The organism is Glycomyces sp. YM15 (assembly GCF_016918015.1).
Classification (GTDB): Bacteria; Actinomycetota; Actinomycetes; order Mycobacteriales; family Micromonosporaceae; genus Glycomyces.
In genome coordinates this window covers 328,065-349,827 of the sequence record NZ_JAERMK010000002.1, presented here as the reverse complement: position 1 = coordinate 349,827, position 21,763 = coordinate 328,065, and the positions used below count along the sequence as shown (strand labels likewise).

The window sequence follows — 21,763 nt, the reverse complement described above, 5'->3', positions numbered from 1 at the left end:
GACCCGGAGGTTCGCACGGTGAGCACCAAGTCGGCCACTCTTTCAAGGGTGACGATCGTCAGTCCCCGCACGAGGATCGACCTCGCACTGCCCTCAGACGTCCCCCTGTCCGACCTGCTGCCGACGATCCTGCACCAAGCCGGCGAGTACTACATCGACGAGGCCGGCGACAACGGAGGCTGGATCCTCGCCCGACTCGGCGAAGAGGCGATCGACACCGGCCACTCGTGCTCCCAGCTGGGGATCAACGACGGTGAGATGCTGTACCTCAACCCCGCCGACGCCGCCAAGCCCGAGGTGGTCTTCGACGACATCATCGACGCGATCGCCACCGCCACCGAGCAGCGCGGCAACCGCTGGGACTACTTGGCGACCAAGCGCTTCAGCGTCGGCGTCGGCACCGCCGCCCTGACCGTGGGCGCCATCGCGATCCTGCTGACCGGCCACCTCGCCTCCGCGATCGTCGGCCTCTCGATCGCCGCGATCCTGGTCGGCGCTTCGGCGCTGCTCTCGCGCGCCGTCGGCGACTCGCGGGCGGCCACGTACTTCGGCGTCACCGCGGTGCTCTACGGCGGTGTGGGCGGCCTGCTCATCGCCGATACCGAGAGCACCGGGCTGTTCGACCTCCAAGGCCCGCACGTGCTCATCGCGGCCTCGGCGATCCTGCTGTTCAGCGTCCTGGCCATGGTCGCCGTGGGCGACATGGCCTCCGCCCCGGTCTTCATCGTGACGATCCTCGGCGCGGTGGTGCTGGGCGTCTCGACGGCGCTGATGATGGCCCTGGACGGCACCGCCGCCACGGCCGCGGCCATCGCCGCGCCGCTGGCGCTGGTGATCCTGCCGTTCGCCCCGTCGCTGTCGCTGACCATGGCGATGGTGCCCACGCCGCAGCTGCCGACGACCACAGAGGAGCTCAAGGAGGGCGACGCCGAGGCCATCGACGGCAAGCGGATCCTCAAGCTCTCCGAGCACGCCGGGAACTACCTCGAGGCCCTGTACTCGTTCGCGGCCGTCGTCGGGCTCGTCTCGGCGATCGCCCTGGCGTTCTCGGGCGAGGTCCCCGGGATCATCCTCTCCACGATCATCGCGCTGGTCCTGCTCAGCCGGTCCCGCTCCATCGAGGACCGCGCGGCCCGGATCATGATGCTCACCGGCGGCATGGGCGGCCTGGCCGCGACGCTCGCGGCGATCTTCGTGGCGAGCGAGGACAGCATCCTGGTGCGCCTCACGGTGATCCTCGGGGCGCTCACGCTGCTCACGCTCATCGCGATGGTCTACGGCCTCGCCGTGGCGGGCAAGAAGATCGCCCCCACCTGGGGCCGCGCCCTCGACATCATCGAGGCGCTGCTCATCGTGTCGATCCTGCCGCTGGTCGGCTGGGTCTGCGGCCTGTACACGATCGCCCTCGCGCTGCGCGGCTAGAGCGCCCATCCCCAAGTCCCTCGACTCCGAGAGAGGCGAATTCGAATGGCCCAGATGCGCTCCCGCCGTGAACAGGTGGAGGCCCACAAGTTCATCACCTCGCGCATGAACCAGGCGCTGGTGCTGGCCAACCCCGACTCGATCGAGCGTCCGCTGCGGCGCATCGGCGTCTCGATCTTCGCTTCGGTGATGGTGCTGGCGTTGATCTTCGGCGGTTTCGCGATCGCGACCCTGTTCGGCAAGGGCAACGCGGAGCCGGTGGTGGGCAACATCATCACGATCAAGGGCTCCAACGCCGTGTACGTGTACATCACGCAGAACGGCGAGGAGGCCGACCCGGTTGAGAACCCGGCGCGACTCTGGCAGGTCACGAACTACACGTCGGCGCTGCTGCTCGCGAAGCCCGGCTCGACCGGGATGCCCGAGGTCCAGGACCTCAAGCCGACCTCGTTGGCGGGCGTGCCGCGCGGCTCCTTCACCATCGGCATTCAGGGCATTCCCTCGCAGCCGCCGGACAAGAGCGAACTGCTGCAGAAGATCAACTGGAACGTCTGCTCGATGCCCCGCGAGGACGGCGGCGCGGACGAGTACCAGCTGACGCAGCTCGTGGTCGAGGACATGGATGAGCCGAGCGAGTGGCTCGGGGACGACCAGTGGATCCTCGCGAAGACCACCGTCAAGCCGAACAGCGAGGAAGTGCCGAAGTACTACCTGCTGTGGAACGGCTTCCGGTATCCGATCGAGGACACCGAGGAGTACCCGGCCGCCACCCTCATCGACGACCTGGGGCTGCTCACCAGCGATGCGATGACGCTCAACGAGAGCATGATCAACACGATCCCGCCGGCCTCGCCGATGGCGCCGCTGGACCGGACCGAGTTCGGGACCCCGTCGCAGGTGGCCGCCCTCGACGGCGGCACCCTCACCTACGGGGTGCCCGTGGTGGCCTCCAACCAGAAGTACGTGCTCATCAACGAGAACGGCACGGACACGTTCGCGCGGATCTCGGACACCATGGCGAAGCTGCTGGAGAAGCACAACGGCCCCACCGAGGAAGCGAATCCGACCACGATCTCCGACCTCGGCAGCCAGGCTGCGTACGAGGACGAGAACTACCCGCGTGAGGACCTGAGCGAAAGCCTCTGGACCTCCCAGGCCAAGCGCCCGGCGGTGTGCGCGGTCTACGACCCGCGCGAGCAGAACGACGAGTCGACGGTGATCAGGGTCGCGATGTACGACGCGGCTCCGGATACCCTCACCGACAACGCGAAGTCCGTCGAGATCCTCGAGGACGGCAGCATCTTCTCCGACGTCAAGGGGCTGCCGGCGCAGACGGTGCTCCCGCAGGGCACGGCGGCGCTGATCGACAGCCGCACCGACCAGGGGGCGACGATCTCGGGCATCACGTACATGGTCAGCGACCAGGGTGTGCGGCACGGCATCTCGGACGACGGCACGACCGACACGACCCAGACGATGCTCGGCTACGGCGGGGTCGACCCGGTCTCGGTGCCGGACACGATGATCCACTTGATTCCCAAGGGCCCCAACCTCGATCCGTTCGAGGCGCGGAAGCAGATGACCTCCAACGCGGACGAGGTCCCGGTCTTCGAGACCGCCCCGGCGGAAGAAGGGGAAGGCGGCTGAGAGCCGCATGCCGCGTGAGCGACGCCGGGACCTCGACGGTCCCGGCGTCGTTCGTTCCCCGGCCGATTCGGGGGGCATTGATGGTGGCGTCTGCGTGTTAACCTGGCGCGACCCACTCCCGACCAACCGAGGACTCGTCATGGCCTACCCGCCCCAGCAGCCGGGGTTCGACCCGAACCAGCAACCGCCCCAAGGAGGGCAGCCCGGATACGGCCAGCAGCCGGGGTACGGCCAGCAGCCGCCGCAGCAGCCGGGGTACGGAGTGCCGCAGCAGCCCGGTTACGGGCAGTCCCAGCCGGGCGGTTACGGCCAGCAGCCGCCGCAGCAGCCCGGCTACGGTCAGACCCCGCCGCCCGGTTACGGCCAGCAGCCGCCGCAGCAGCCGGGCTACGGAGTGCCGCAGCAGCCCGGCTACGGGCAGCCGCTGCCCCCGGCCCCGAAGAAGTCGAAGACCGGCCTCATCGTCGGCGTCGGCGCCGGTGTCCTGGTGCTCGTCGTCGCGATCGTCTTCTTGGTCGCCAACCCCTTCGGCGGCGGACCGTCGAAGACCGATTCCCCTGAGGACGTCGCGAACAAGCTGCTCCCCAAGATGGGCGAGATCTTCGAAGCCGCGTACGCGCAAGACACCGATGGGGTGCAAGCGGTCCTCGAGGACATGAAGCCGTTCATGTGCGCGGAAATGCAGTCGGAGATGGACGCCACCACCGAAGAGCTCGACTTCAGCAGTTCGTTCGAGGAACTGGGCCTCGAAGACGTCCCGGAGATCGACATCGCGGTCGACTTCGCGTACGAGGTCACGGGTTCGAGCGAGGACGGTGATACCGCCACCGTCGACTACACCATCAGCTACAACACCCCGGTCCCCGAGATGGGCGCCGACGGCATGTCCATCACCGGGTGGACCGAGGAGCGTACCGAGGCCGAGCCCGACACCATGGACTTCATCAAGGAAGACGGTATCTGGAAGGCCTGCGGAGAGGTCTGAACCAGTACTTGAAAGGGGCCTCGCCGGATGTCCGGCGGGGCCCCTTTTCCGTTGCGGGTCAGGAGTTCAGGTGCTCAGACGAATTCGTTCAGGACTGCGAGGTAGCCGTCCTTCTGGCCGGACTTGTTGGGGTGGTAGGACTCGGCGACGGGGTAGGAGATGCCGTTGATCCATTCGGTGTCGTCGCAGACGGCGTGGTCGTCGAAGGCGGCGCGCACGTCCGCGTAAGCGAAACCGTGGCCGGCGGCCACGGTGCCGATGACGTCGCCGAGGAGGTCGGCGGCGTCGTTGAGGGCGGCCTGCTCACCGGGGCTGATGCGGGTGATGGCGTTGCACTCCTCGCCGTTGAACAGCAGCGGGTAGCCGAGCACGATGACGTCGGCGTTCGGGGCGGCGGCCTCGATCGCGTCGTAGACCTCGTGGAGTTTGGCGGGGAGCCGGTCGCGCACGAACGCCTCGGCCGCGTCGATCTCCTTGGTGCAGGTCCACGGGTACGGGTAGGCGCACTTCTGGACCACGCCGGTCCAGCCGGTGTCGTTGCCGCCGACGGTGATCGTGACAAGGTCGGTGCTGGAGGAGAGGCCGTCGAGCTGTTTGCCGAGGACGTCGCCGGTCTTCGCGCCCGAGCAGGCGGCGAAGGTGAGGTCGGCGCCGATCGCGTCGGCGAGGAGCGAGGGGTAGGCGGCATCCGAACGGCGGCAGGAGGAGTCGTCGATGTAGTCGCGGGTGCCCACGCCGGAGGCGTAGGAGTCGCCGAGGGCGACGTACTCGATGGTCTGCGCCTGGGCGGCACCACTGGTGAGGGCCGTGACGGACACGAGGGCGGCGAGCAGCGCCGCCGCCAATGTGGAGATTCGTCGGGGGTGGGACATTTTGGGCTCCGTCTCGAATTTTGCCCGGGGGTCGGGGCCCTATTTATATAGGTTTCGTAACGGACGGTCCACCAGCGGAACGCAGATTGTCTGCATATTGACAAACGTCGTTCTCGCTTGCGCGGCAAGGTGTCGCGCTGGCGATGTGCGGGCAGGTCAGATGCCCTCGGGGAGGTCGAGGCGGTCGAGCGGCTGCGGCTCGTCCGGAGTCTCGGCCAGGAGCCGGTCAGTGTCGTCCACTTTGGCCGCCACGGGTTCGGCGAGCAGGCGCCGGACCTCGGCGTCGAGGTGCGCGCACATCAGCGTCTCGAAGCGCTCGGCGTCCCCGGCGGCCAGCGCGTCGACGAAGGCCACGTGCTCGGGCACGAGGTCGACGGCGACCTCGAAGTGCTCGTACATGGAGAAGGTGCACAGGCGCGTCTCGATGAGGAGCGTGGCCATCATGCGCGCCAGGCGGATCGAGCCGCCCCAGGCGGCGAGACCGCGGTGGAAGTCGAGGTAGGCGTCGCCGAGGGCGCGGGCGTCGTCCTTCTTGAGGGCGCGCTGCATGCGCTTGACCTCGGTGCCGAGTTCGGCGAGGACGGTCTTGCGCTCGGCGATCGGGCGGGCGAGGATGCGGCGGCCGAGTTCGGGTTCGATGCGGGCGCGGAGCCAGTGGATGTCGCGCACGTCCTCGGGGGTCATGGTGCGCACGGCGAGGCCGCGGCGGCGCGGGATGACGAGGAGGCCTTCGGCGGTGAGCCGCTGCATGGCCTCGCGGAGGGGGCCGCGGCTGACGCCGAGCTGGAAGGCGAGTTCGGCTTCGCCGAGGGCGGCCCCGGGCGGGAGCGACCCGTCCACGACCGCTTCGCGGAGCCGGTCGGCGATGAGGTCCACCGTCGAGGTGCGTCGCACCGGTGCCAGGCGCCCCACCTGGCGGGCGCTCGTGAGCCCGCTCAATCCGCTGCTGCGCGTCGACACGTCTGCCTGCTCCCCTCTTTCGCTGCTGGGCTGCATCCTATCGCCACGTGCAGGCCATGCTCTAACCGCGAGGCACCTGCCGCAGCGCTCGCCGACTGCTACCTACCCAGTATGACAACAATTTATGTGTTCAGTTGTTGACAACCCTACGTTCTGACGTTACGGTCATCACAGACTCCACAAGATCTGACATCGCCCCCAACAACTTTCAGCATCGCCACAGGTCCAGCAGCCAGGTAACCATCAAGAAGGAAGATTCCGCCATGAACACTTCCCCCCATCGGGTCAATAATGCTGAACAGGCGAATAAGACCAAGACCAGCCTCCGAATTCGAGTATGGATCGGCCTCATTACTGCCATCGTCCTTGGTGCGCTTCTTCCAGCCTCCCCGGCTCACGCTAGCGTCTACACCGATAACAACTGCAGCGTGTCCGTTACCATCGATAGACAGGATCGAACAACCAATACCTACGCATTTGCACGAATGAAGTGCGATTCCAAGATCCACAATCTCACAGAGATTGACGTCCGACTCTATAAGAGTGGCGATCTTCGCGCCCGAAACATAGGAACCTGCGGCGAACCGGTGCACAACTACTGTAGTGCAAATAGCGGCACTGCCGCAGGCTCCACAGGCACGTGGACGGCAAAGGCCTACTTCACCACACAGATTTCCTTCGTGCCATTCACTGACTATGCTTCCGCTAGTCGGACCTGGTGAAATTAGCCAGGCCCCAACCAAGGAAGGAATCTTCAATGACAGGTAGCCAGAAGGCATACGGGATTAAAAGGCTGGCGGCCGTGGCCGCAATGGCGTTCATTGTCATCGCAGCCCTTGTAATCTCCCCTCATATGGACCGCCCAGCCTTTGCTGCATCTTGCACCGGGACGAGTCCATCCTGCTTCTCGCAATTCGTCGACAAGCAGGATGGACGCTCCAGCTATTGGGGGTATGGGACCTATCGAGGTAGTTCAATCATTACCCTTCAAATCGAACTAATCGGCGACAACGGCGAAAATCTCGGATACCAGTCCAAATTCTGCAATCCAGGCCCTTGCTCCGTCAGCACGAGCGCTATCTCGGGCAGTGGACACGAATCCTTGTGCGCCAGGCTCATCGCCAAAACCGGATCTGAGGTCTATAGAGAGACAAGTTGTAGGGTCCTTTAACAGACCAGACAGGTATACAGAGGCACTCGATGCCGAACAGTATTATCCGCCGATCCAGTGTCGCCTCAACTGAGGGACTTCATTGAACGACCCACCCATCCTGGATACGATTCTATAACGTTCTATCGGATGGTGGGTGTAGCGAGATGCGGGCTTTGGCCCTCGTTTGATGCCGGGCGGGACGTGCATTCTTTCTCGCCCGGCGCCTAAACGCGACTATGCCGTTACCGAACGGCGATCATCATATTGTCGACAAACGTACAATAGAACGGTAGGATGGTCAGTGCTCACAGACTCACCCTAGGAGGCGACCATCGTGTCAAAGAAGCTGCATTTCAACCGTCGGCATCTCCTTGGCGGGGCAGCCGCCGGGGCGGCGGCGACAGCCCTCGCAGCGTGCTCGCGCACCAATGGAGGTGGGAACGGTGATAGTGACGGCAAGCTGCTCAAGAGCGCGCAGGAAGGCGGTACGATCCGTGTCGCCTACGCGAACGAGAACCCGTACGCCTTTACTGACGACGCAGGAAACGCCACCGGGCAATCGGTCGCAATGCATAAGTACCTCCTTGAGCAGCTCGGCATCAGCGCCGACCAGATCGAGTGGAAGCAGACCGAATGGAACAGCCTCATTCCCGGTCTCGGCTCCAACCACGACATGGTCATCGCCGGCATGTTCATCAACCCTGAGCGCTGCCAGGCCGTGGCGTTCGCGGAACCGGACTACGTCATGCCCGACACGCTCCTGGTGCCCGCCGGGAACCCGATGGGCCTCGTCGACATCAACTCGATCGCCGAGCACGACAGCGCCGTCATCGGCGTCATGAACGGCACGACCGAGCAGACCAACGCCCAGCAACTCGGCATGCCCGAGGGCCGGATCAACACCCAGGCCGATCTGTCTGCACTGATCCTCGAGCTCAAGTCCGGACGCTGCGACGCCATCGCACTGACTCAGATGAACCTGCAGCTTGAGGCTGAAGCTGACGCCGACCTCGAGACCACGGAAGGCTTCTACCCGGTTGACGCGAACGGCGAGGAGATCATTGGCGCCGGCGCCGCGGTGTTCCAGCCTCGCGATGCCGATTTCCGCGACGCGGTCAATGGAGAGCTCGAAAAAGTTCTCGCCGATCCCGCACTCTGGGAGAGCCTGGTCGGCGAGTTCGGTTTCACCGTCGAACTCCATCTTCCGGCGGAGGACCTCACCGCCGAGGAACTCTGCGGCGGAAACTACCAGTAGTAGGGCCCCTCCATGGACTGGTCGAGAGTAATCGACTCACTCCCCAGCTACGCCAATCCCTTGCTGGTGACCATCCAGGTGACCGTCGCGGCGGCAGCTCTGGCCCTGGTCGTCGCCTTCACGCTCGGATTGGCAACCAGCTCAAGGCATCTTGCCGTGCGCACCCCCGCACGTGCGTTCGTCGAGCTCATCCGCGGCTCATCCGTGGTGGTGCAGTTGTTCTGGTTTGCTTTCGCGATGCCGATCCTCTTCGGCATTCAGTTCGACTACGCGATCGTGGTGGGCGTCGTCGCCCTTGCACTCAACTATGGCGCTTACTCTTCAGAGATCGTGCGAGGCGCGATCGCCGCTGTCCCGAAGAGTCAGTGGGAGGCGTGCACGGCGCTGGGGTTCACCACGATCCAGAAAATGCGGCTGGTAGTCATCCCCCAGGCGTGGCCCGAGATGATCCCCTCGCTGTGCGCGTTCGCGATTATGCTGCTCAAGGCCAGCTCCCTGGTCTCAATGATCGGCATCGCCGACATCACCTTCCGGGCGTCTATCCTGGGAGGCGAAGCTGGTCAGAACCCGCTGCCGCACCTCACCGTGATCCTGGTGATCTACTTCGTACTCGCCTGGCTCATCTGGACCGGCATGCGAGCACTTGAGCGCCGTGCCAAGCGGGGCATCGGAGTCGACGCGAAACCCGTCAAGGGCCACCTCACCCCGGCCGTCGCGGCGAAGGGTGTGGGCTGATGAATTCCGGATGGAACAATGAGATCGCCTCCGAGATCTTTCCAATGGTTCTAGAGGGCTTCTGGACGGTCCTCAAGGTTACCGCCGTCGCCGGCCTCATTGCGGTGCTGCTGGGGCTGGCGCTCGCTATCGTTGGGCGCATTGCTCCAACGCCGGTGCGTCGGCCCATCAGCGGATTCATGCAGTTCGTGCGCAACACTCCGCTGCTGGTACAGGTTCTCTTCGTTTGGTACGCCACAAGTCTCTACATCAATCCGGAGTGGAGTGCCTTCGCAGTTGGTTCCGTTGTACTGGGCGTCCACTACGCCTCCTATACCTCGGAGTCGTACCGTGCCGGAATCGAGGCGATCCCCCTCGGGCAGTGGGAGGCAGCTACAGCCCTGAGTCTGCCCACCCACCGGACCTGGTTCACGGTGATCTTGCCCCAGATGATGCTCCGATCGACGGCCGCTGTTGCCAACTGGATCATCGCCATGTTCAAGGAAGTGCCGGTGCTGTTCGCCATCGGAGTCATCGAGATGATCGCAGAGGTCAAGCAGTACCAGGGACAGCACTACACCGGCGCTCTCGAGGGCTACACGCTCGCGGGCCTGCTGTTCCTGGCCGCCTCCTATCCGGTTGCGGTCATGATGAGGAGATTGGAGAACCGCCTTGCCAAATCCCACTTCTAATAACGAGCCGATCATCAGGTTCGACCGCGTCAACAAGTCCTTCGGGGATCTGAAGGTCTTGGACCAGTTGAGCTTCGACGTCGATCCCGGCGAGCGCGTGACGCTCATCGGGCCCTCCGGCTCGGGGAAGACCACGATCCTGCGGCTGCTCATGACGCTGGAGCACGTGACCCCGACCAAGGACCCGGCCAAGGACGGCGGCGTCATCTGGGTCGAGGGCAAGCCCTTGTCGCACATGGAGAAGGGAAACCGGCTGGTGGTCGCGAACGAGCGCCACCTGCGGCAGGTTCGCAAGAAGATCGGCATGGTCTTCCAGTCGTTCAACCTGTTCCCGAACATGCGGGTCCTGCGCAACGTCACCGAGGCGCAGGTCCACACCCTCGGCCGCTCCAAGGACGAAGCCGAGGTCAAGGCCAAGGAGCTCCTGGACCTGGTGGGCCTCTCGGAGAAGGTGGACAACTACCCGTCGCAGCTCTCGGGCGGCCAGCAGCAGCGGGTGGCGATCGCCCGGGCGCTGGCGATGGACCCGGACATCCTGCTGCTCGACGAGGTGACCAGCGCGCTCGACCCGGAGCTGGTGGCCGACGTGCTGGGCGTGCTGCGCGATGTCGCCGACACGACCAGCATCACGATGCTCATCGTCACGCACGAGATGGGCTTCGCGAGGGACGTCTCGAACCGGGTGATGATGTTCGACCGCGGCCAGATCGTCGAAGAGGGCGCCCCGGACGAAATCTTCTCCGATCCGCGGGAAGCGCGCACGCAGGACTTCCTCCGGGCCGTCCTCGCGGAGTAGACTTGGAATCTCCTCCATCCTTGGAGAGTGTTAGGGGTGTTCGAGGGGGGCGGCCATGAGGGGTTATCGGCCGCCCCCCTCTTCTTCTCGCCCGCAGGTCCTCAATGGACCGCGGGTTTCGGCGGTGCGATGGCGACGCAGCGCGGGTGCACACCGCCCCCGCCCCGGGCGGGTGGCAGAATCAGACACCGTGTCAGCACCGATATGCAAGGCAGCGCCCCTCCAAGAGGTGGCCCGATGAACCTGTTCGGCAGAGGCGAGAGCCCCACAGAAGAGACCGTGGCCGTGATCGGCCTGGGCCGCTTCGGGTCCGCGGTCGCCGAGTCCCTCACCCGGCTCGGCCACGAGGTCCTCGCGATCGACGAGCGCCCCGAGATCGTCCAGCGGGCCTCCGAGACCCTCACGCACGTGGTCCAGGCCGACTCCACCGAGTCGACCGTGCTCAACCAGCTCGGCATCGGCGAGTTCGACCACGTCGTGGTCGCGATCGGCACCGACATCGAGGCGAGCGTCCTCACCGTGCTGGCCTGCGAGGAGGTCGGGGTCCGCGAGATCTGGGCCAAGGCCATCAACGCCAAGCACGGCCAGATCCTCCACCGCACCGGCGCCCACCACGTGGTCTACCCCGAGGCCGCGATGGGCGAGCGGGTCGCGCACCTGGTGAGCGGCAAGATGCTCGACTTCATCGAGTTCGACGACGGCTTCGCGATCGTCAAGACCAAGGCCCCGGCGGAGGCGATCGGCAGGACGCTCGGCGAGTCGAAGCTGCGCAGCAAGTACGGGGTCACCGTGGTCGGCGTCAAGCAGCCCGGCGAGGACTTCACCTACGCCACACCGGACACCGTGATCGCCGACGGCGACACCCTCATCGTCTCCGGGGCCACCACCAAGGTCGAAGCCTTCGCCTCGCACACCTGAGATGCACCGATATCTCGCGTGGTTCACCCGCCACCCCGTCCGCCTGGTCCCCTTCGGGTTCGGCACCGCGATCGCCGTCTGCACGGCGCTGCTCCTGCTGCCCGTCGCCCAGGCCCGGCAGAGCGGCACCGAGTTCGTGGACGCGCTCTACACCGCCACCTCGGCGATCACCGTCACCGGGCTGGTCACCGTGGACACCCCCGTGCACTGGTCGCTGTTCGGCGAGATCGTCATCGTGGTCGCCATGCAGATCGGCGGCCTGGGGATCATGGCCAGCGCCGTCTTCCTCGGCCTGGTCGTCTCCAAGAAACTGGGCCTGCGGTCCCGGCTGATGGCGCAGGCCGAGGTGAACCGCAACGTCATGGTGGGCGACGTCAAAGCCATCCTGCTGCGCGCGGTGCTGGTGATGGCCTCGGTCGAGGCCGCCACCGCGGTGGTCCTGGCGCTGCGGTTCCTCCACGGGTACGGGTTCTCCGGCGGCCAAGCGGCCTGGCAGGGCGTCTTCCACAGTGTCAGCTCGTTCAACTCCGGGGGGTTCAGCCTGTTCTCGAACTCCTTGGAGGACTTCGCCGGCGACGGGTGGATCATGTGGCCGGTGATCGTCTCCTCGGTCATCGGCGGGCTCGGCATGCCCGTGCTGTTCGAGATCGCCCGCCGCAACTGGGGCCACCGCCGGTGGACCCTGCACACGAAGATGACACTGGTCGGGACCACGGTCCTGTTCGTCGGCGGTTTCTTCGTCTTCCTCGGCTTCGAATGGGGCAACCCGGACACGCTGGGGCCGCTGGCGTGGCACGAGAAGCTGCTGCCCGCGCTGTTCCAGGACGTCATGCTCCGCTCGACCGGGTTCAACTCGATCCAAGTGGGGCTCATGGAGACCCACTCGCTGCTGGCGGGCGTGGCGCTGATGTTCATCGGCGGCGGCTCCGCCTCGACCGCCGGCGGCATCAAGGTGACGACGTTCTTCGTGCTGCTGTGGGTGATCTGGTCGGAAGTGCGCGGCGAACCCGACGCCTCGGCGTTCCGCACCCGGCTCAGCGGCGCCGTGGTGCGCCAAGCCCTGAGCGTCGCCCTCGTGTACGTCGCGTTCATCGCCGCCGGGGTGCTGCTCATGCAGATGTTCGAGCCGCAGATCGACCTGGCGCACATCATGTTCGAGGCGACCTCGGCGGGCGCGACGGTGGGCCAGTCGAGCGGGATCACCGCCGAGCTGTCGGACCCGTCGAAGTGGGTGTCGATCATCCTCATGTTCGGCGGCCGCATGGGACCGCTGCTCCTGGCGACGTCGCTGGCGATCCGCTCCCGCCACCGCCTGTACCGATACCCGGAAGGACGGCCGCTCGTGGGCTGAACGGACCAGTCACGGAGTGAGCCCCGCCTCATACAGCCCCGAAAGCACAAGCGAAGATGGTCACCAGCACGCCGCAGCGCTTTCGCCCCTCAGAAAGGACGCCCCCGATGGCTCGTAAAAGCCGGCAGCGCACCAGCCGTCTCCCGATACGGGCGCAGTTGATGCTGCCGATCGCGGCGGCGCTCATGGGGATGCTGGTGCTCGGGCTGTTCCAGACGGTGACGGTGTGGGACGAATACCAGAACGCCGCCGACGCCGAGGTCCTCGCCGAACTCTCCGAAGGGCTCAACAACGCCCTCGACAAGCAGCAGCTCGAAGTCGGCCCGCTCGCACTGGCGGTGATCAACCAGGGCGGCGGCCAGTTCGAATCGGCCGTGGCCCGCCGCGAGACCGACAAGGCCTACACGGCGCTGCAAGGCATCTCGGACGCCGCCGCGGCCCGCTTCCCCGAGCTCGACGACGACATGCAGACGCTGTTCGAGAAGGTCGGCGAGCTCGAGACCGCGCGCTCCACGTTCGACGCGATGGCCACCGGCGAGGCCGCGTACACCGACGAGGACGTGGCCGCCGCGTTCCTCTCCTACCGCGAGGCCGCCGACCACATCGTCGGCGTCGCCGCGATCCTCCCCCGCCTCGTCAACGACGCCGACATCTCCTCGCACCTCGACTCCCTCGCCGCGGTGATGCAGGCCGGCCGCCTCGCCGCCGAAATCCAGTTCACCGTCTCCGCCGACCTGGCGATGCTCGACCAGACGGGCGAGATCCGGGTCGACCGCGAGGTCCTCGGCCAGGTCGCGACCCTCTCCGGCAAGTTCGACCAGCAGATCGTCGAGTTCAGGTCGAACGCCTCCAGCGAGACCGCCTCGACCTACCAGACGGCCATGGAGTCCGACGAGGTCCGAGCCGCGCGGACCGCCCTCGGGGTGTATCTCCGCGGGAACATCCCGACGATCTCGCCCCAGGACTTCCTGGAGGCGCAGGGCGCCGTCGTCGCCTCCCTCGACACCACGCAGATCGCCGTCCTCGCGTACATGAACGACGACGTGAACCTGATGCGCGAGAGCGCCTCCCGCACCCTCCTGACGACGTTCGCGCTGGTGCTGGTGCTGGCGCTGACCTCGATCATCTCCGCGGCGATGCTGGCGCGCCGGATCAGCCTCCGCGTCGACGGCGTCCGCGAGGCCACCCTGACCGCCGCGTACGACACGCTGCCGAAGACGGTGGCCGCGGTCTCCCAGGCCGCCAACGCGAACGAAGTCGACCGGCTGCTCCAGGACGCGAAGCAGCAGACGGTGCTGCAGACCGACTCGCGCTACGCCGACGAGCTCGACAGCCTCGCCGAGGCCTTCAGCGCCGCCCATCACCAGGCGCTGCGGCAGACCGCGAACCAGGCGCTGCTCCGCATCGACGTCGAGGCGATGATGAAGACCCTCGCCCGCCGCGGCCAGAGCCTCATCCGACGCCAGCAGCAGGTCATGGAGGCCCTCGTCGAGGACCGGGACGGCGCCGCCCCCATTCCCGACGAGTGGCGCAGCGTCTACCACCTGCTGGCCCGCATGCGCCGCAACGAGGAGAACCTGCTCCTGCTCGCCGGCGGGGACCCGCAGCGCCGCTACAACCACCCGGCCGGGCTCGAGGCGATCATCCGCGACGCCGTCGCCGAGATCGAGGACGCCGGACGGGTCGTCGTCGAGAACCAGGTCGGGGCCAGGCTCGAGACCAAGCCCGCCGGCGACCTGGTGCGCATCCTCGCGGAACTGCTCGACAACGCCGCGTCGTACTCGCCGCCGACGCAGTCGGTGCGGGTCACCTCCCGCCGTTCGGGTTCGGAGATCGTCATCTCGATCGCCGACGACGGCATCGGCCTCGCCCCCGAGCCGATGGCCGCGATCAACCGCCGCCTGGCCGAGCCGACCCAGCTGAACTCCGAGCTCACCGCGACCATGGGCCTCCTCGTGGTCGGGCGGCTCGCCGCCGAGCACTCGATCAGCGTCCAGCTGCACTCCACGATGGGCAAGGGCACGCTCGCCCTGGTGCGCATCCCCGCGAGCGCGCACGCCGAGGACCCGGTGGGCCTCTCGCCGAGCGACCGCTCCGGGACGGCGGCGCAGCTCGCGCTCTCGGCCCGCGCCGCGAACCTGCCGGTGACCGGGACGGGCGCCGACACGGGCGTGCCGGGCGCCGTCGAACCGATCGTGCCGCGCCCGCGCCGCGCCGGATCGGCCCCCGAACCACTGCCTGTGGCCGGGCCTCATTACGGCTCGCAGGCTTCGCCGGGGCCGGCGCCGCGCAACGGGGGTAACGGGTCCCACGCACCTGCGGGGCCTGCGCCCGAGACGCTGGATGTTACCTTCAGGAAAGTGAACCGAGCACTCGAAACCTCCGGCAGGGTCAACGGCGCGGAACTGCCCCGTCGCGCGCCCGGTTCCCGGCTGCTCCCCGGCTCCGTGCCCAGCTCGCGTTCGGGCGGCGGCGGAACCGACCTCGACCCTGCCGAGATCCGCGACCGGCTCGCCGGTTTCGCCTCCGGCATCGCGGCGGCCGCCGCGCACGAACAACGCCAATAGAAAGCAGCGAGATGGACAACAAGGACAAGAACGTCGGTGAACTCGACTGGCTCCTGACCTCCTTCGTGGAGAAGGTCCCGGACGTCTCCGAGGCGCTCACGGTCTCCGTCGACGGCCTCGCCATCGCCGCCTCGCGCGGCCTGTCGACCGACCGTGCCGACCAGCTCGCCGCCATCACCTCAGGGCTCGCGAGCCTGACGACGGGGGCGGCCAAGGTCCTCGACGCGGGCCGGATCCGCCAGTCCGTCATCGACATGGACGAGGGCGTGCTGCTCCTCATGGCCGTCGGCGACCGCGCCCAGCTCGCCGTGCTCGCCAACGCCGGCTGCGACCTCGGCCAGGTCGGCTACGAGACCGCCCTCCTGGTCAAGCGGGTCTACGCGGCGCTCGAACCCGACGCCCGGGGCAGCCTGTAACGCTGTAGGAGATTGCTCACCCGCGGGCGCCGGGCCGCGTCCGCCGCCCGCGGGCACCACTCCTCACCGAAAGCCGGTCGCACGGCCCACCTGCGACAACCACGATGAGCACAGCAATCGATCACGCTCCGCCACGCCGCTAGTGCAATCCCCCTCCGCATCGGCGGCCGTTCCCGGGGCTATGCTGCGTTCGCTACCTGGAAATGAATCATGGAGGCCCACAGGTGACCACGGTTGAGCCGAAGCTTGAGCCAACGCCTATCGTCGCGCGCCCCTGGCCGGTACGCCGGGAGCCCAACGGTTCCTGGCTCGCCCGCACGCTCCGCACGACGGACGCGAAGCAGATCGGTCTGCTCTACTTCGTGACGTCCTTCGCGTTCTTCGCGATCGGCGGTGTCCTCGCGCTGCTCATTCGCGCGGAGCTGTTCCAGCCGGGCCTCCAGATCGTGTCCTCTGAGCAGTTCAACCAGCTGTTCACGATGCACGGCACGATCATGCTGCTGATGTTCGCGACCCCGATCGTGTTCGCGTTCGGCAACTACTTGGTGCCCTTGCAGATCGGCGCGCCCGATGTGGCGTTCCCGCGGTTGAACGCGTTCGCGTACTGGCTGTACCTGCTCGGCTCGATCCTCGCGGTCTCCGGCTTCATCACCCCGGGCGGCGCGGCCTCCTTCGGCTGGTTCGCCTACCAGCCGCTGTCGAACGCGGTCAACTCGCCGGGCATCGGCGCCGACATGTGGTTCGTGGGCCTGTCCATCTCGGGTATCGGCACCATCCTCGGCGCGGTCAACATGATCACCACGATCATCACGATGCGCGCCCCGGGCATGCTGATGTTCCGGATGCCGATCTTCACCTGGAACATCCTCATCACGAGCCTCCTGGTGATCCTGGTCTTCCCGATCCTGTTCGCCGCGCTCCTCGCCGTCATGGCCGACCGCCAGCTCGGCGCGCACGTCTTCGATTCGGAGACGGGCGGGGCGATCCTGTGGCAGCACCTGTTCTGGTTCTTCGGGCACCCGGAGGTGTACATCGTGGCGCTGCCGTTCTTCGGCATCGTCTCCGAGATCTTCCCGGTGTTCAGCCGCAAGCCGATCTTCGGCTACAAGACGCTGGTCGCCGCGACCCTCGCGATCGCGGGCCTGTCGATGGCCGTGTGGGCCCACCACATGTACGCCACCGGCTCGGTCATGCTGCCGTTCTTCTCGCTCATGACCTTCCTGATCGCGGTCCCGACGGGCGTCAAGTTCTTCAACTGGATCGGCACCATGTGGAAGGGCCAGTTGACCTTCGAGACCCCGATGCTGTTCAGCATCGGCTTCCTGGTCACGTTCCTCCTCGGCGGCCTCTCGGGCGTCCTGCTCGCCAGCCCGCCGGTGGACTTCCACGTCTCCGACTCGTACTTCGTGGTGGCGCACTTCCACTACGTGCTGTTCGGCACCATCGTGTTCGCCGTCTACGCCGGCGTCTACTTCTGGTTCCCGAAGGTCGCGGGCCGCATGTACGACGAGCGGCTCGGCAAGGTCCACTTCTGGCTGACCTTCATCGGCTTCCACACCACGTTCCTGGTGCAGCACTGGCTCGGCTCCGAGGGCATGCCCCGCCGGTACGCGGACTACCTGGAGTCCGACGGCTTCACGACGCTGAACATGATCTCCACGGTCGGCGCGTTCGTCCTGGGCCTCTCGACCCTGCCGTTCATCTGGAACCTGTTCAAGTCCTGGAAGACCGGCCGGGTCGTCGAGACCAACGACCCGTGGGGCTACGGCGGCTCGCTCGAGTGGGCGACCAGCTGCCCGCCGCCGCTGCGCAACTTCGACCGGCTCCCGCGCATCCGCTCGGAGCGCCCCGTCTTCGACGAGAAGTGGGGCCACTTGGTCAAGGAAGTCAAGGGGCACTAAAGCACGCGTAAGGAAGCCCGGGAGCATTCGCTCCCGGGCTTCTTTCGTTCGCGGTGAGGGAAAAACGCGCGCGGGCGCGCACCGGGGGTTCCACTGCCGTGGCCTCGTCACTAGGATCGAAGTATGAGCCGGGCATTGATCGTGGTAGACGTCCAGAACGACTTCTGTGAGGGCGGGTCGCTCGCGGTCGCGGGCGGCGCGGCGGTCGCGTCCGCGGTCACCGAGCTGATCGGGTCCGCCCCGGGCCGCTGGGACCACATCGTCGCCACCCGCGACTGGCACATCGACCCGGGCCTGCACTTCTCGGCCGAACCGGACTTCCGCGACTCGTGGCCCCCGCACTGCGTGGTCGGCACCGCGGGCGCGGCCTTCCACCCCGGCTTCGACCACTCGGTCGCCGAGGCGGTGTTCGACAAGGGCGCGTACGAGGCCGCGTATTCGGGCTTCGAGGGTTCGGCGGGCGAGACGAGCCTCGCCGAATGGCTGCGTGAACGCGGCGTCGACGCGGTCGACGTCGTCGGCATCGCCACCGACCACTGCGTCCGCGCCACGGCGTTGGACGCCGCCGCCGAGGGCTTCGCGACCACGGTCCTCCTCGACTACACGGCTGCGGTCGCGGAGGAGACGAAGGCGAAGGCCCTCAAGGAACTCGAAGCGGCGGGCGTGGCGCTCGCCTGAACACGACGCGACGAGGCCCCCGCGAGCAGCGCTCGCGGGGGCCTCGTCGTTCAGGGGGTGCTCAGAGCGCCCACTCGTAGTAGCCGGAGTTGTCGGCGAACACCAGGTCGCGGGCGATCCCCGCGGTGGTGAAGGTGTCCGGGTCGATCTCGAAGCGGAGGATCGCGCCGCCGGACGCGGCGACCTCCCACGAGGTGCTGTGCTCCTCGCCGGGCTGCAGCGGGCCGATGGCCTCGACGACGTGCATGCCCTCGGTGCAGTCCTGGACGGAGAAGTCCGCTTGGATCTCCTCGGGGTCGGCGCAGGCGCTCAGCAGGAAGTCGCCCGAGGCGACGTCGCCCTCGTTCAGGACTCTGACGATGATCTCCGTGAAGCCGTCGGCGTTCGTCCCGGTCGACTCGACCGAGACCGACACGTTGGTGAGTGGGCCGTCCTCGACGCGCTCGAGCACGACGTCGCTCTCGCCGTCGAGGCGGGCCCGCTCGACCCAGTAGTCGAGTTCGTCGGGGTCGGTCGCGCAGCAGGCGTAGCGCTCGGCGACGCCGATGAGCACGCCGTAGTCGGGATCGGCGGCGATGTCATAGGGGCGGTCGGCGTTCATCACGGAGTGGCTGAGCTGCGTCCAGGTGTACCACTCGCCGGTGCCTTCGCTCTGGTCGAGCAGCACCACCTGGTACGCCGCCGCTTCACCGAATCGGCAGCCGAGGAGCAGGACCGGGAAATCCCTGCTGCCTTCGCCCATGGGGGTGTGGACGACTTCGAGGAGCCCGATCCGCCCGCCGCCGTCCATGTAGCCGCCGTTCCTGCCGTCTTCGAGCACTGCGCCGTCGACCGGGCAGACCTCGTCGATGCCGGCGCCGGGGATGAACGAGGGCAGGTCGAGTGCGGTGCCGACCAGTTCGTCGAAGGTGGGCGGCGCGTCGTACTCGATCGTCTCGCGCTCGGCCGAGGGCTCGTCCGAGGGCGTGGGCTCCTGGGGCTTCACGGAGTCCTCACCGGCCGTGGCCTCGGTGGTCCGCTCTTCGGCGATGAACGGCGCCTCGCGCTCCTCGGCCGTCGCGGCCTGCTGGAGGGCCCACGAGGCGGGGGCGACGAGCGCCAGCGCGGCGACCGCGGCCACGGTGACGCGGGTGGCGCGGCGGCGGCGGACCTTGCCGCGGATGGCGGCGGCGGTCGGCGGCTCGACCATGAGTTCGGCGGACTCGCCGAGCTCGTTGAAGGCCGCTGCGAAGCGGATCTCGTCTTCCGGGGTGCTCATCGCTGCTCCTTCTCGTCTTGGATGGTGAGTCGTTCCGCCAGTGCGGCTTTGCCTCTGAAGAGCCAGGACCGGACGGTGGCCTCGGCGGCGCCTTCCTGCTCGGCGATCTCGGTGACGGTGAGTCCCGCCATGTACCGGAGGATGACGGCCTTGCGGTGGTTGGGCGTGATCCCGGCGAGCGCGCGCATCAGGTCGACGCGGTCGCCGTCGGGCGCGGTCTCGTGGGTCTCCCGCTGCCGGTTGAGGAACCGCTGCACGACGCCGCGGCGGCGCAGCTGGCTGGTGGCGAGGTTCCAGGCGACGCGGCGCACCCAGGCCACGGGGTTCTGGTACTCGCGCACCTTCTTCCAGCGGGCGAGCGCCCGGCAGAAGGCCTCGGCGACCAGGTCCTCGGCTTCGGCCTTGTTGCCGGTGTAGGCGAGGAGCTGGCTGGTGAGGGCGCGGACGTTGGCGGCGTAGAAGTCGTCGAAATCCTGGTTGGCGCGCAGCGGCGGCTGCTCCACGGACACACTGTCCAATATGGCGTCTGGACTGTCGCGGGTCATCATCGGGGCTCCTCAACTCGGGTATGGCGGGGGTCCGCACTAGATACACGAGCGGCGCCCTCAAAGTAATGCAGCGGATGCCGCAATGGGATCGAGTGGCCTCGCCCACTGCGGTCGGGCATCCGGGACAGTGGACGCGGCGAGGCCCCCGCGAGCGCAGCTCGCGGGGGCCTCGTTCTCGCGCAGGCGATCAGGAAGTGGCCTGCTCGGATGCGGTGGGCTCCTCTTCATCCCCGGGGGAGGGTTCCTCGGTCGGCGACTCGTCGCCCGCTTCGGTGGGTTCCTCGTCGGGCCCGGTCGGTTCCTCACCGACTCCGGTCGGTTCCTCACCGATCTCCGGCTCGGCCTCGGTGGGTCCGTCGCCGGGCAGGCCCTCCTCGGAAGGCGTCTCGGTCGGCGACTCCTCGCACGGCACCTGCGTGGGCGACTGGTCCACGTCCGCGCACACGCTCCGTTCATCGACGGGCGGCTCCTCGCACGGGTACAGCACCTCCACGGGGGCGTCCCTCTCGAAGGTCCCGTAGAACTCCACGACGATCATGTACCCGCCGTGTTCCTCCTGCACCTCCTTGGCGTCCTCGATGTTTCCCTTGAAGGCGTCTTCCTCGGCCCCTTCGGCTAGCGAGGCGAACCTGTAGAGTGCGGGGTCCGCGGCGAGCGCCTCGATGGTCTCGTACTGGCTGAAGATCACGCCCCCGCCCATCTCCTCGGCGGCGAGGTAGTCCTCGATGGTGGTGCCCTCGGCGAGGATCGCGTACCTTCCGCCCTCCACGCAGGGCGGCTCCTCCGAGGTCGCGCCCTGGTCTGCGGCGCCGAGAGGTTCGTCGGACGCTCCGGCCTGCTGGAGCATCCAGCCGCCGGGGACGGCCAGGACCGCGGCGGCGACACCGGCCGCCGCCACGCGGGCGGCCCGGTGCCGGTGCATCCGCCGCCGCAGCTGGCCGGGAGTGGCCCGGGTGGTCTCGGCGGCGGTGGTCGCGGCGTACCGGTCGAACATGGCGTTCAAAGGGTCTCGCTCAGGGGTGGTCATCGGCTCTCCTCGAAGTTCTCAATGCGCAGTCGCTCGGCGAGCGCCGCTTTTCCTCGTGTCAGCCAGGAGCGGACGGTCGACTCGGTCACGCCCTCCTGGTCGGCGATCTCGGCGGTGGTCATGCCCGCCATGTAGCGGAGGATGACGGCCTTGCGGTGGCGCACGTTCAGCTCGGACAGCGCCTGCTCCAGATCGATCCGGTCCGGACCGGGGGCTTCGGCGGTCGCGGGCCGCTGCCACCGCAGGAACCGGCGCAGCACGGCGGCGCGGCGCAGCCGGGAGGTCGCCAGGTTCCAGGCGACCCGACGCACCCAGGTGGCGGGGTTGTCGTAGGCGCCGATCGACCCCCAGCGGGCGAGCGCCCGGCAGAAGGCCTCCGCGACCAGGTCCTCGGCCTCGGCGAGGTCGCCGACGTAAGCGCGGATCTGCGCGGTGATCTGGTCGACGTTCGCGGCGTAGAACCCGTCGAAGTCGGCGCGGGCCACGGGTGATGCCCGAGACACAGTGGACTGTTGCACGATGGGGCTCGCGGTCATCCGGTTCCTCGATTCCAGGGTCGGGGGCGTGCGGTCGGTTCGATCGCACTCCCCACACGAAGCACGC

At 67.4% G+C, this 21,763-nt stretch carries 20 protein-coding genes; 13 read left to right on the top strand and 7 right to left on the bottom strand.

Going from position 1 to position 21,763, the window contains the following annotated elements; all coding sequences use genetic code 11:
• Positions 1–48: 48 nt before the first annotated feature.
• From eccD to JHY01_RS04215, 3 genes are all read left to right on the top strand, one after another.
• The gene (eccD, locus tag JHY01_RS04225; protein WP_205324342.1) at positions 49–1,422 is read left to right on the top strand and encodes a type VII secretion integral membrane protein EccD; all 1,374 of its coding nucleotides are present in this window, start codon (positions 49–51) and stop codon (positions 1,420–1,422) included.
• Positions 1,423–1,467: 45 nt separating this feature from the next.
• Positions 1,468–3,069 carry a type VII secretion protein EccB gene (gene eccB, locus JHY01_RS04220; RefSeq protein WP_205324341.1) on the top strand — a complete coding sequence of 534 codons (1,602 nt, stop codon included), beginning with the start codon at positions 1,468–1,470 and terminating at the stop codon, positions 3,067–3,069.
• 139 nt (positions 3,070–3,208) lie between these two features.
• The gene (locus JHY01_RS04215; RefSeq protein ID WP_205324340.1) at positions 3,209–4,054 is read left to right on the top strand and encodes a hypothetical protein; all 846 of its coding nucleotides are present in this window, start codon (positions 3,209–3,211) and stop codon (positions 4,052–4,054) included.
• 74 nt (positions 4,055–4,128) lie between these two features.
• Here JHY01_RS04215 and JHY01_RS04210 read toward each other — a convergent pair whose 3' ends face one another.
• From JHY01_RS04210 to JHY01_RS04200, 3 genes are all read right to left on the bottom strand, one after another.
• On the bottom strand, positions 4,129–4,926 hold the full coding sequence (locus tag JHY01_RS04210) for an SGNH/GDSL hydrolase family protein (protein WP_205324339.1): 798 nt from the start codon (positions 4,924–4,926) through the stop codon (positions 4,129–4,131).
• A 156-nt stretch (positions 4,927–5,082) separates the two neighbouring features.
• Complete coding sequence (locus JHY01_RS04205; RefSeq protein WP_205324338.1) at positions 5,083–5,886, bottom strand: GntR family transcriptional regulator; 804 nt, start codon at positions 5,884–5,886, stop codon at positions 5,083–5,085.
• A gap of 146 nt (positions 5,887–6,032) precedes the next feature.
• Entirely contained in the window at positions 6,033–6,479 is a 447-nt protein-coding gene (locus JHY01_RS04200; RefSeq protein ID WP_205324337.1) for a hypothetical protein, read from the bottom strand.
• Between the two features lie 894 nt (positions 6,480–7,373).
• Between JHY01_RS04200 and JHY01_RS04195 the strand changes: the two genes are divergently transcribed.
• The 10 genes from JHY01_RS04195 (at position 7,374) to JHY01_RS04150 (ending at position 18,327) form a co-directional block, all read left to right on the top strand.
• Positions 7,374–8,294 carry a transporter substrate-binding domain-containing protein gene (locus JHY01_RS04195; protein WP_205324336.1) on the top strand — a complete coding sequence of 307 codons (921 nt, stop codon included), beginning with the start codon at positions 7,374–7,376 and terminating at the stop codon, positions 8,292–8,294.
• A 12-nt stretch (positions 8,295–8,306) separates the two neighbouring features.
• Positions 8,307–9,029, top strand: coding sequence for an ectoine/hydroxyectoine ABC transporter permease subunit EhuC (gene ehuC / locus JHY01_RS04190; RefSeq protein ID WP_275889659.1), 723 nt, complete (start codon positions 8,307–8,309; stop codon positions 9,027–9,029).
• Positions 9,029–9,700 (top strand): amino acid ABC transporter permease, encoded by a 672-nt coding sequence (locus JHY01_RS04185; protein WP_205324334.1) that lies wholly within the window; start codon positions 9,029–9,031, stop codon positions 9,698–9,700. Before ehuC ends, JHY01_RS04185 begins: the two co-directional genes overlap by 1 nt.
• On the top strand, positions 9,681–10,496 hold the full coding sequence (gene ehuA / locus JHY01_RS04180; RefSeq protein ID WP_240192345.1) for an ectoine/hydroxyectoine ABC transporter ATP-binding protein EhuA: 816 nt from the start codon (positions 9,681–9,683) through the stop codon (positions 10,494–10,496). The genes JHY01_RS04185 and ehuA overlap by 20 nt, the downstream gene beginning before the upstream one ends.
• A 237-nt stretch (positions 10,497–10,733) precedes the next feature.
• Entirely contained in the window at positions 10,734–11,414 is a 681-nt protein-coding gene (locus JHY01_RS04175; RefSeq protein ID WP_205324333.1) for a TrkA family potassium uptake protein, read from the top strand.
• Position 11,415: 1 nt separating this feature from the next.
• Positions 11,416–12,765, top strand: coding sequence for a TrkH family potassium uptake protein (locus tag JHY01_RS04170; RefSeq protein WP_205324332.1), 1,350 nt, complete (start codon positions 11,416–11,418; stop codon positions 12,763–12,765).
• A 107-nt stretch (positions 12,766–12,872) separates the two neighbouring features.
• Entirely contained in the window at positions 12,873–15,332 is a 2,460-nt protein-coding gene (locus JHY01_RS04165; protein ID WP_205324331.1) for an ATP-binding protein, read from the top strand.
• Positions 15,333–15,343: 11 nt separating this feature from the next.
• The gene (locus JHY01_RS04160; RefSeq protein ID WP_205324330.1) at positions 15,344–15,748 is read left to right on the top strand and encodes a roadblock/LC7 domain-containing protein; all 405 of its coding nucleotides are present in this window, start codon (positions 15,344–15,346) and stop codon (positions 15,746–15,748) included.
• 224 nt (positions 15,749–15,972) lie between these two features.
• Positions 15,973–17,649: a cytochrome c oxidase subunit I gene (gene ctaD, locus JHY01_RS04155; protein WP_307814220.1), complete on the top strand. Its 1,677-nt coding sequence runs from the start codon at positions 15,973–15,975 to the stop codon at positions 17,647–17,649.
• Positions 17,650–17,772: 123 nt separating this feature from the next.
• Entirely contained in the window at positions 17,773–18,327 is a 555-nt protein-coding gene (locus JHY01_RS04150; protein WP_205324328.1) for an isochorismatase family protein, read from the top strand.
• 61 nt (positions 18,328–18,388) lie between these two features.
• Here JHY01_RS04150 and JHY01_RS04145 read toward each other — a convergent pair whose 3' ends face one another.
• The 4 genes from JHY01_RS04145 to JHY01_RS04130 form a co-directional block, all read right to left on the bottom strand.
• Entirely contained in the window at positions 18,389–19,585 is a 1,197-nt protein-coding gene (locus tag JHY01_RS04145) for a hypothetical protein (RefSeq protein WP_205324327.1), read from the bottom strand.
• Positions 19,582–20,133 carry an RNA polymerase sigma factor gene (locus JHY01_RS04140; protein ID WP_205324326.1) on the bottom strand — a complete coding sequence of 184 codons (552 nt, stop codon included), beginning with the start codon at positions 20,131–20,133 and terminating at the stop codon, positions 19,582–19,584. The genes JHY01_RS04145 and JHY01_RS04140 overlap by 4 nt, the downstream gene beginning before the upstream one ends.
• A 187-nt stretch (positions 20,134–20,320) precedes the next feature.
• Positions 20,321–21,160 carry a hypothetical protein gene (locus tag JHY01_RS04135; RefSeq protein WP_205324325.1) on the bottom strand — a complete coding sequence of 280 codons (840 nt, stop codon included), beginning with the start codon at positions 21,158–21,160 and terminating at the stop codon, positions 20,321–20,323.
• Entirely contained in the window at positions 21,157–21,696 is a 540-nt protein-coding gene (locus JHY01_RS04130; protein WP_205324324.1) for an RNA polymerase sigma factor, read from the bottom strand. The genes JHY01_RS04135 and JHY01_RS04130 overlap by 4 nt, the downstream gene beginning before the upstream one ends.
• Positions 21,697–21,763 lie beyond the last annotated feature (67 nt).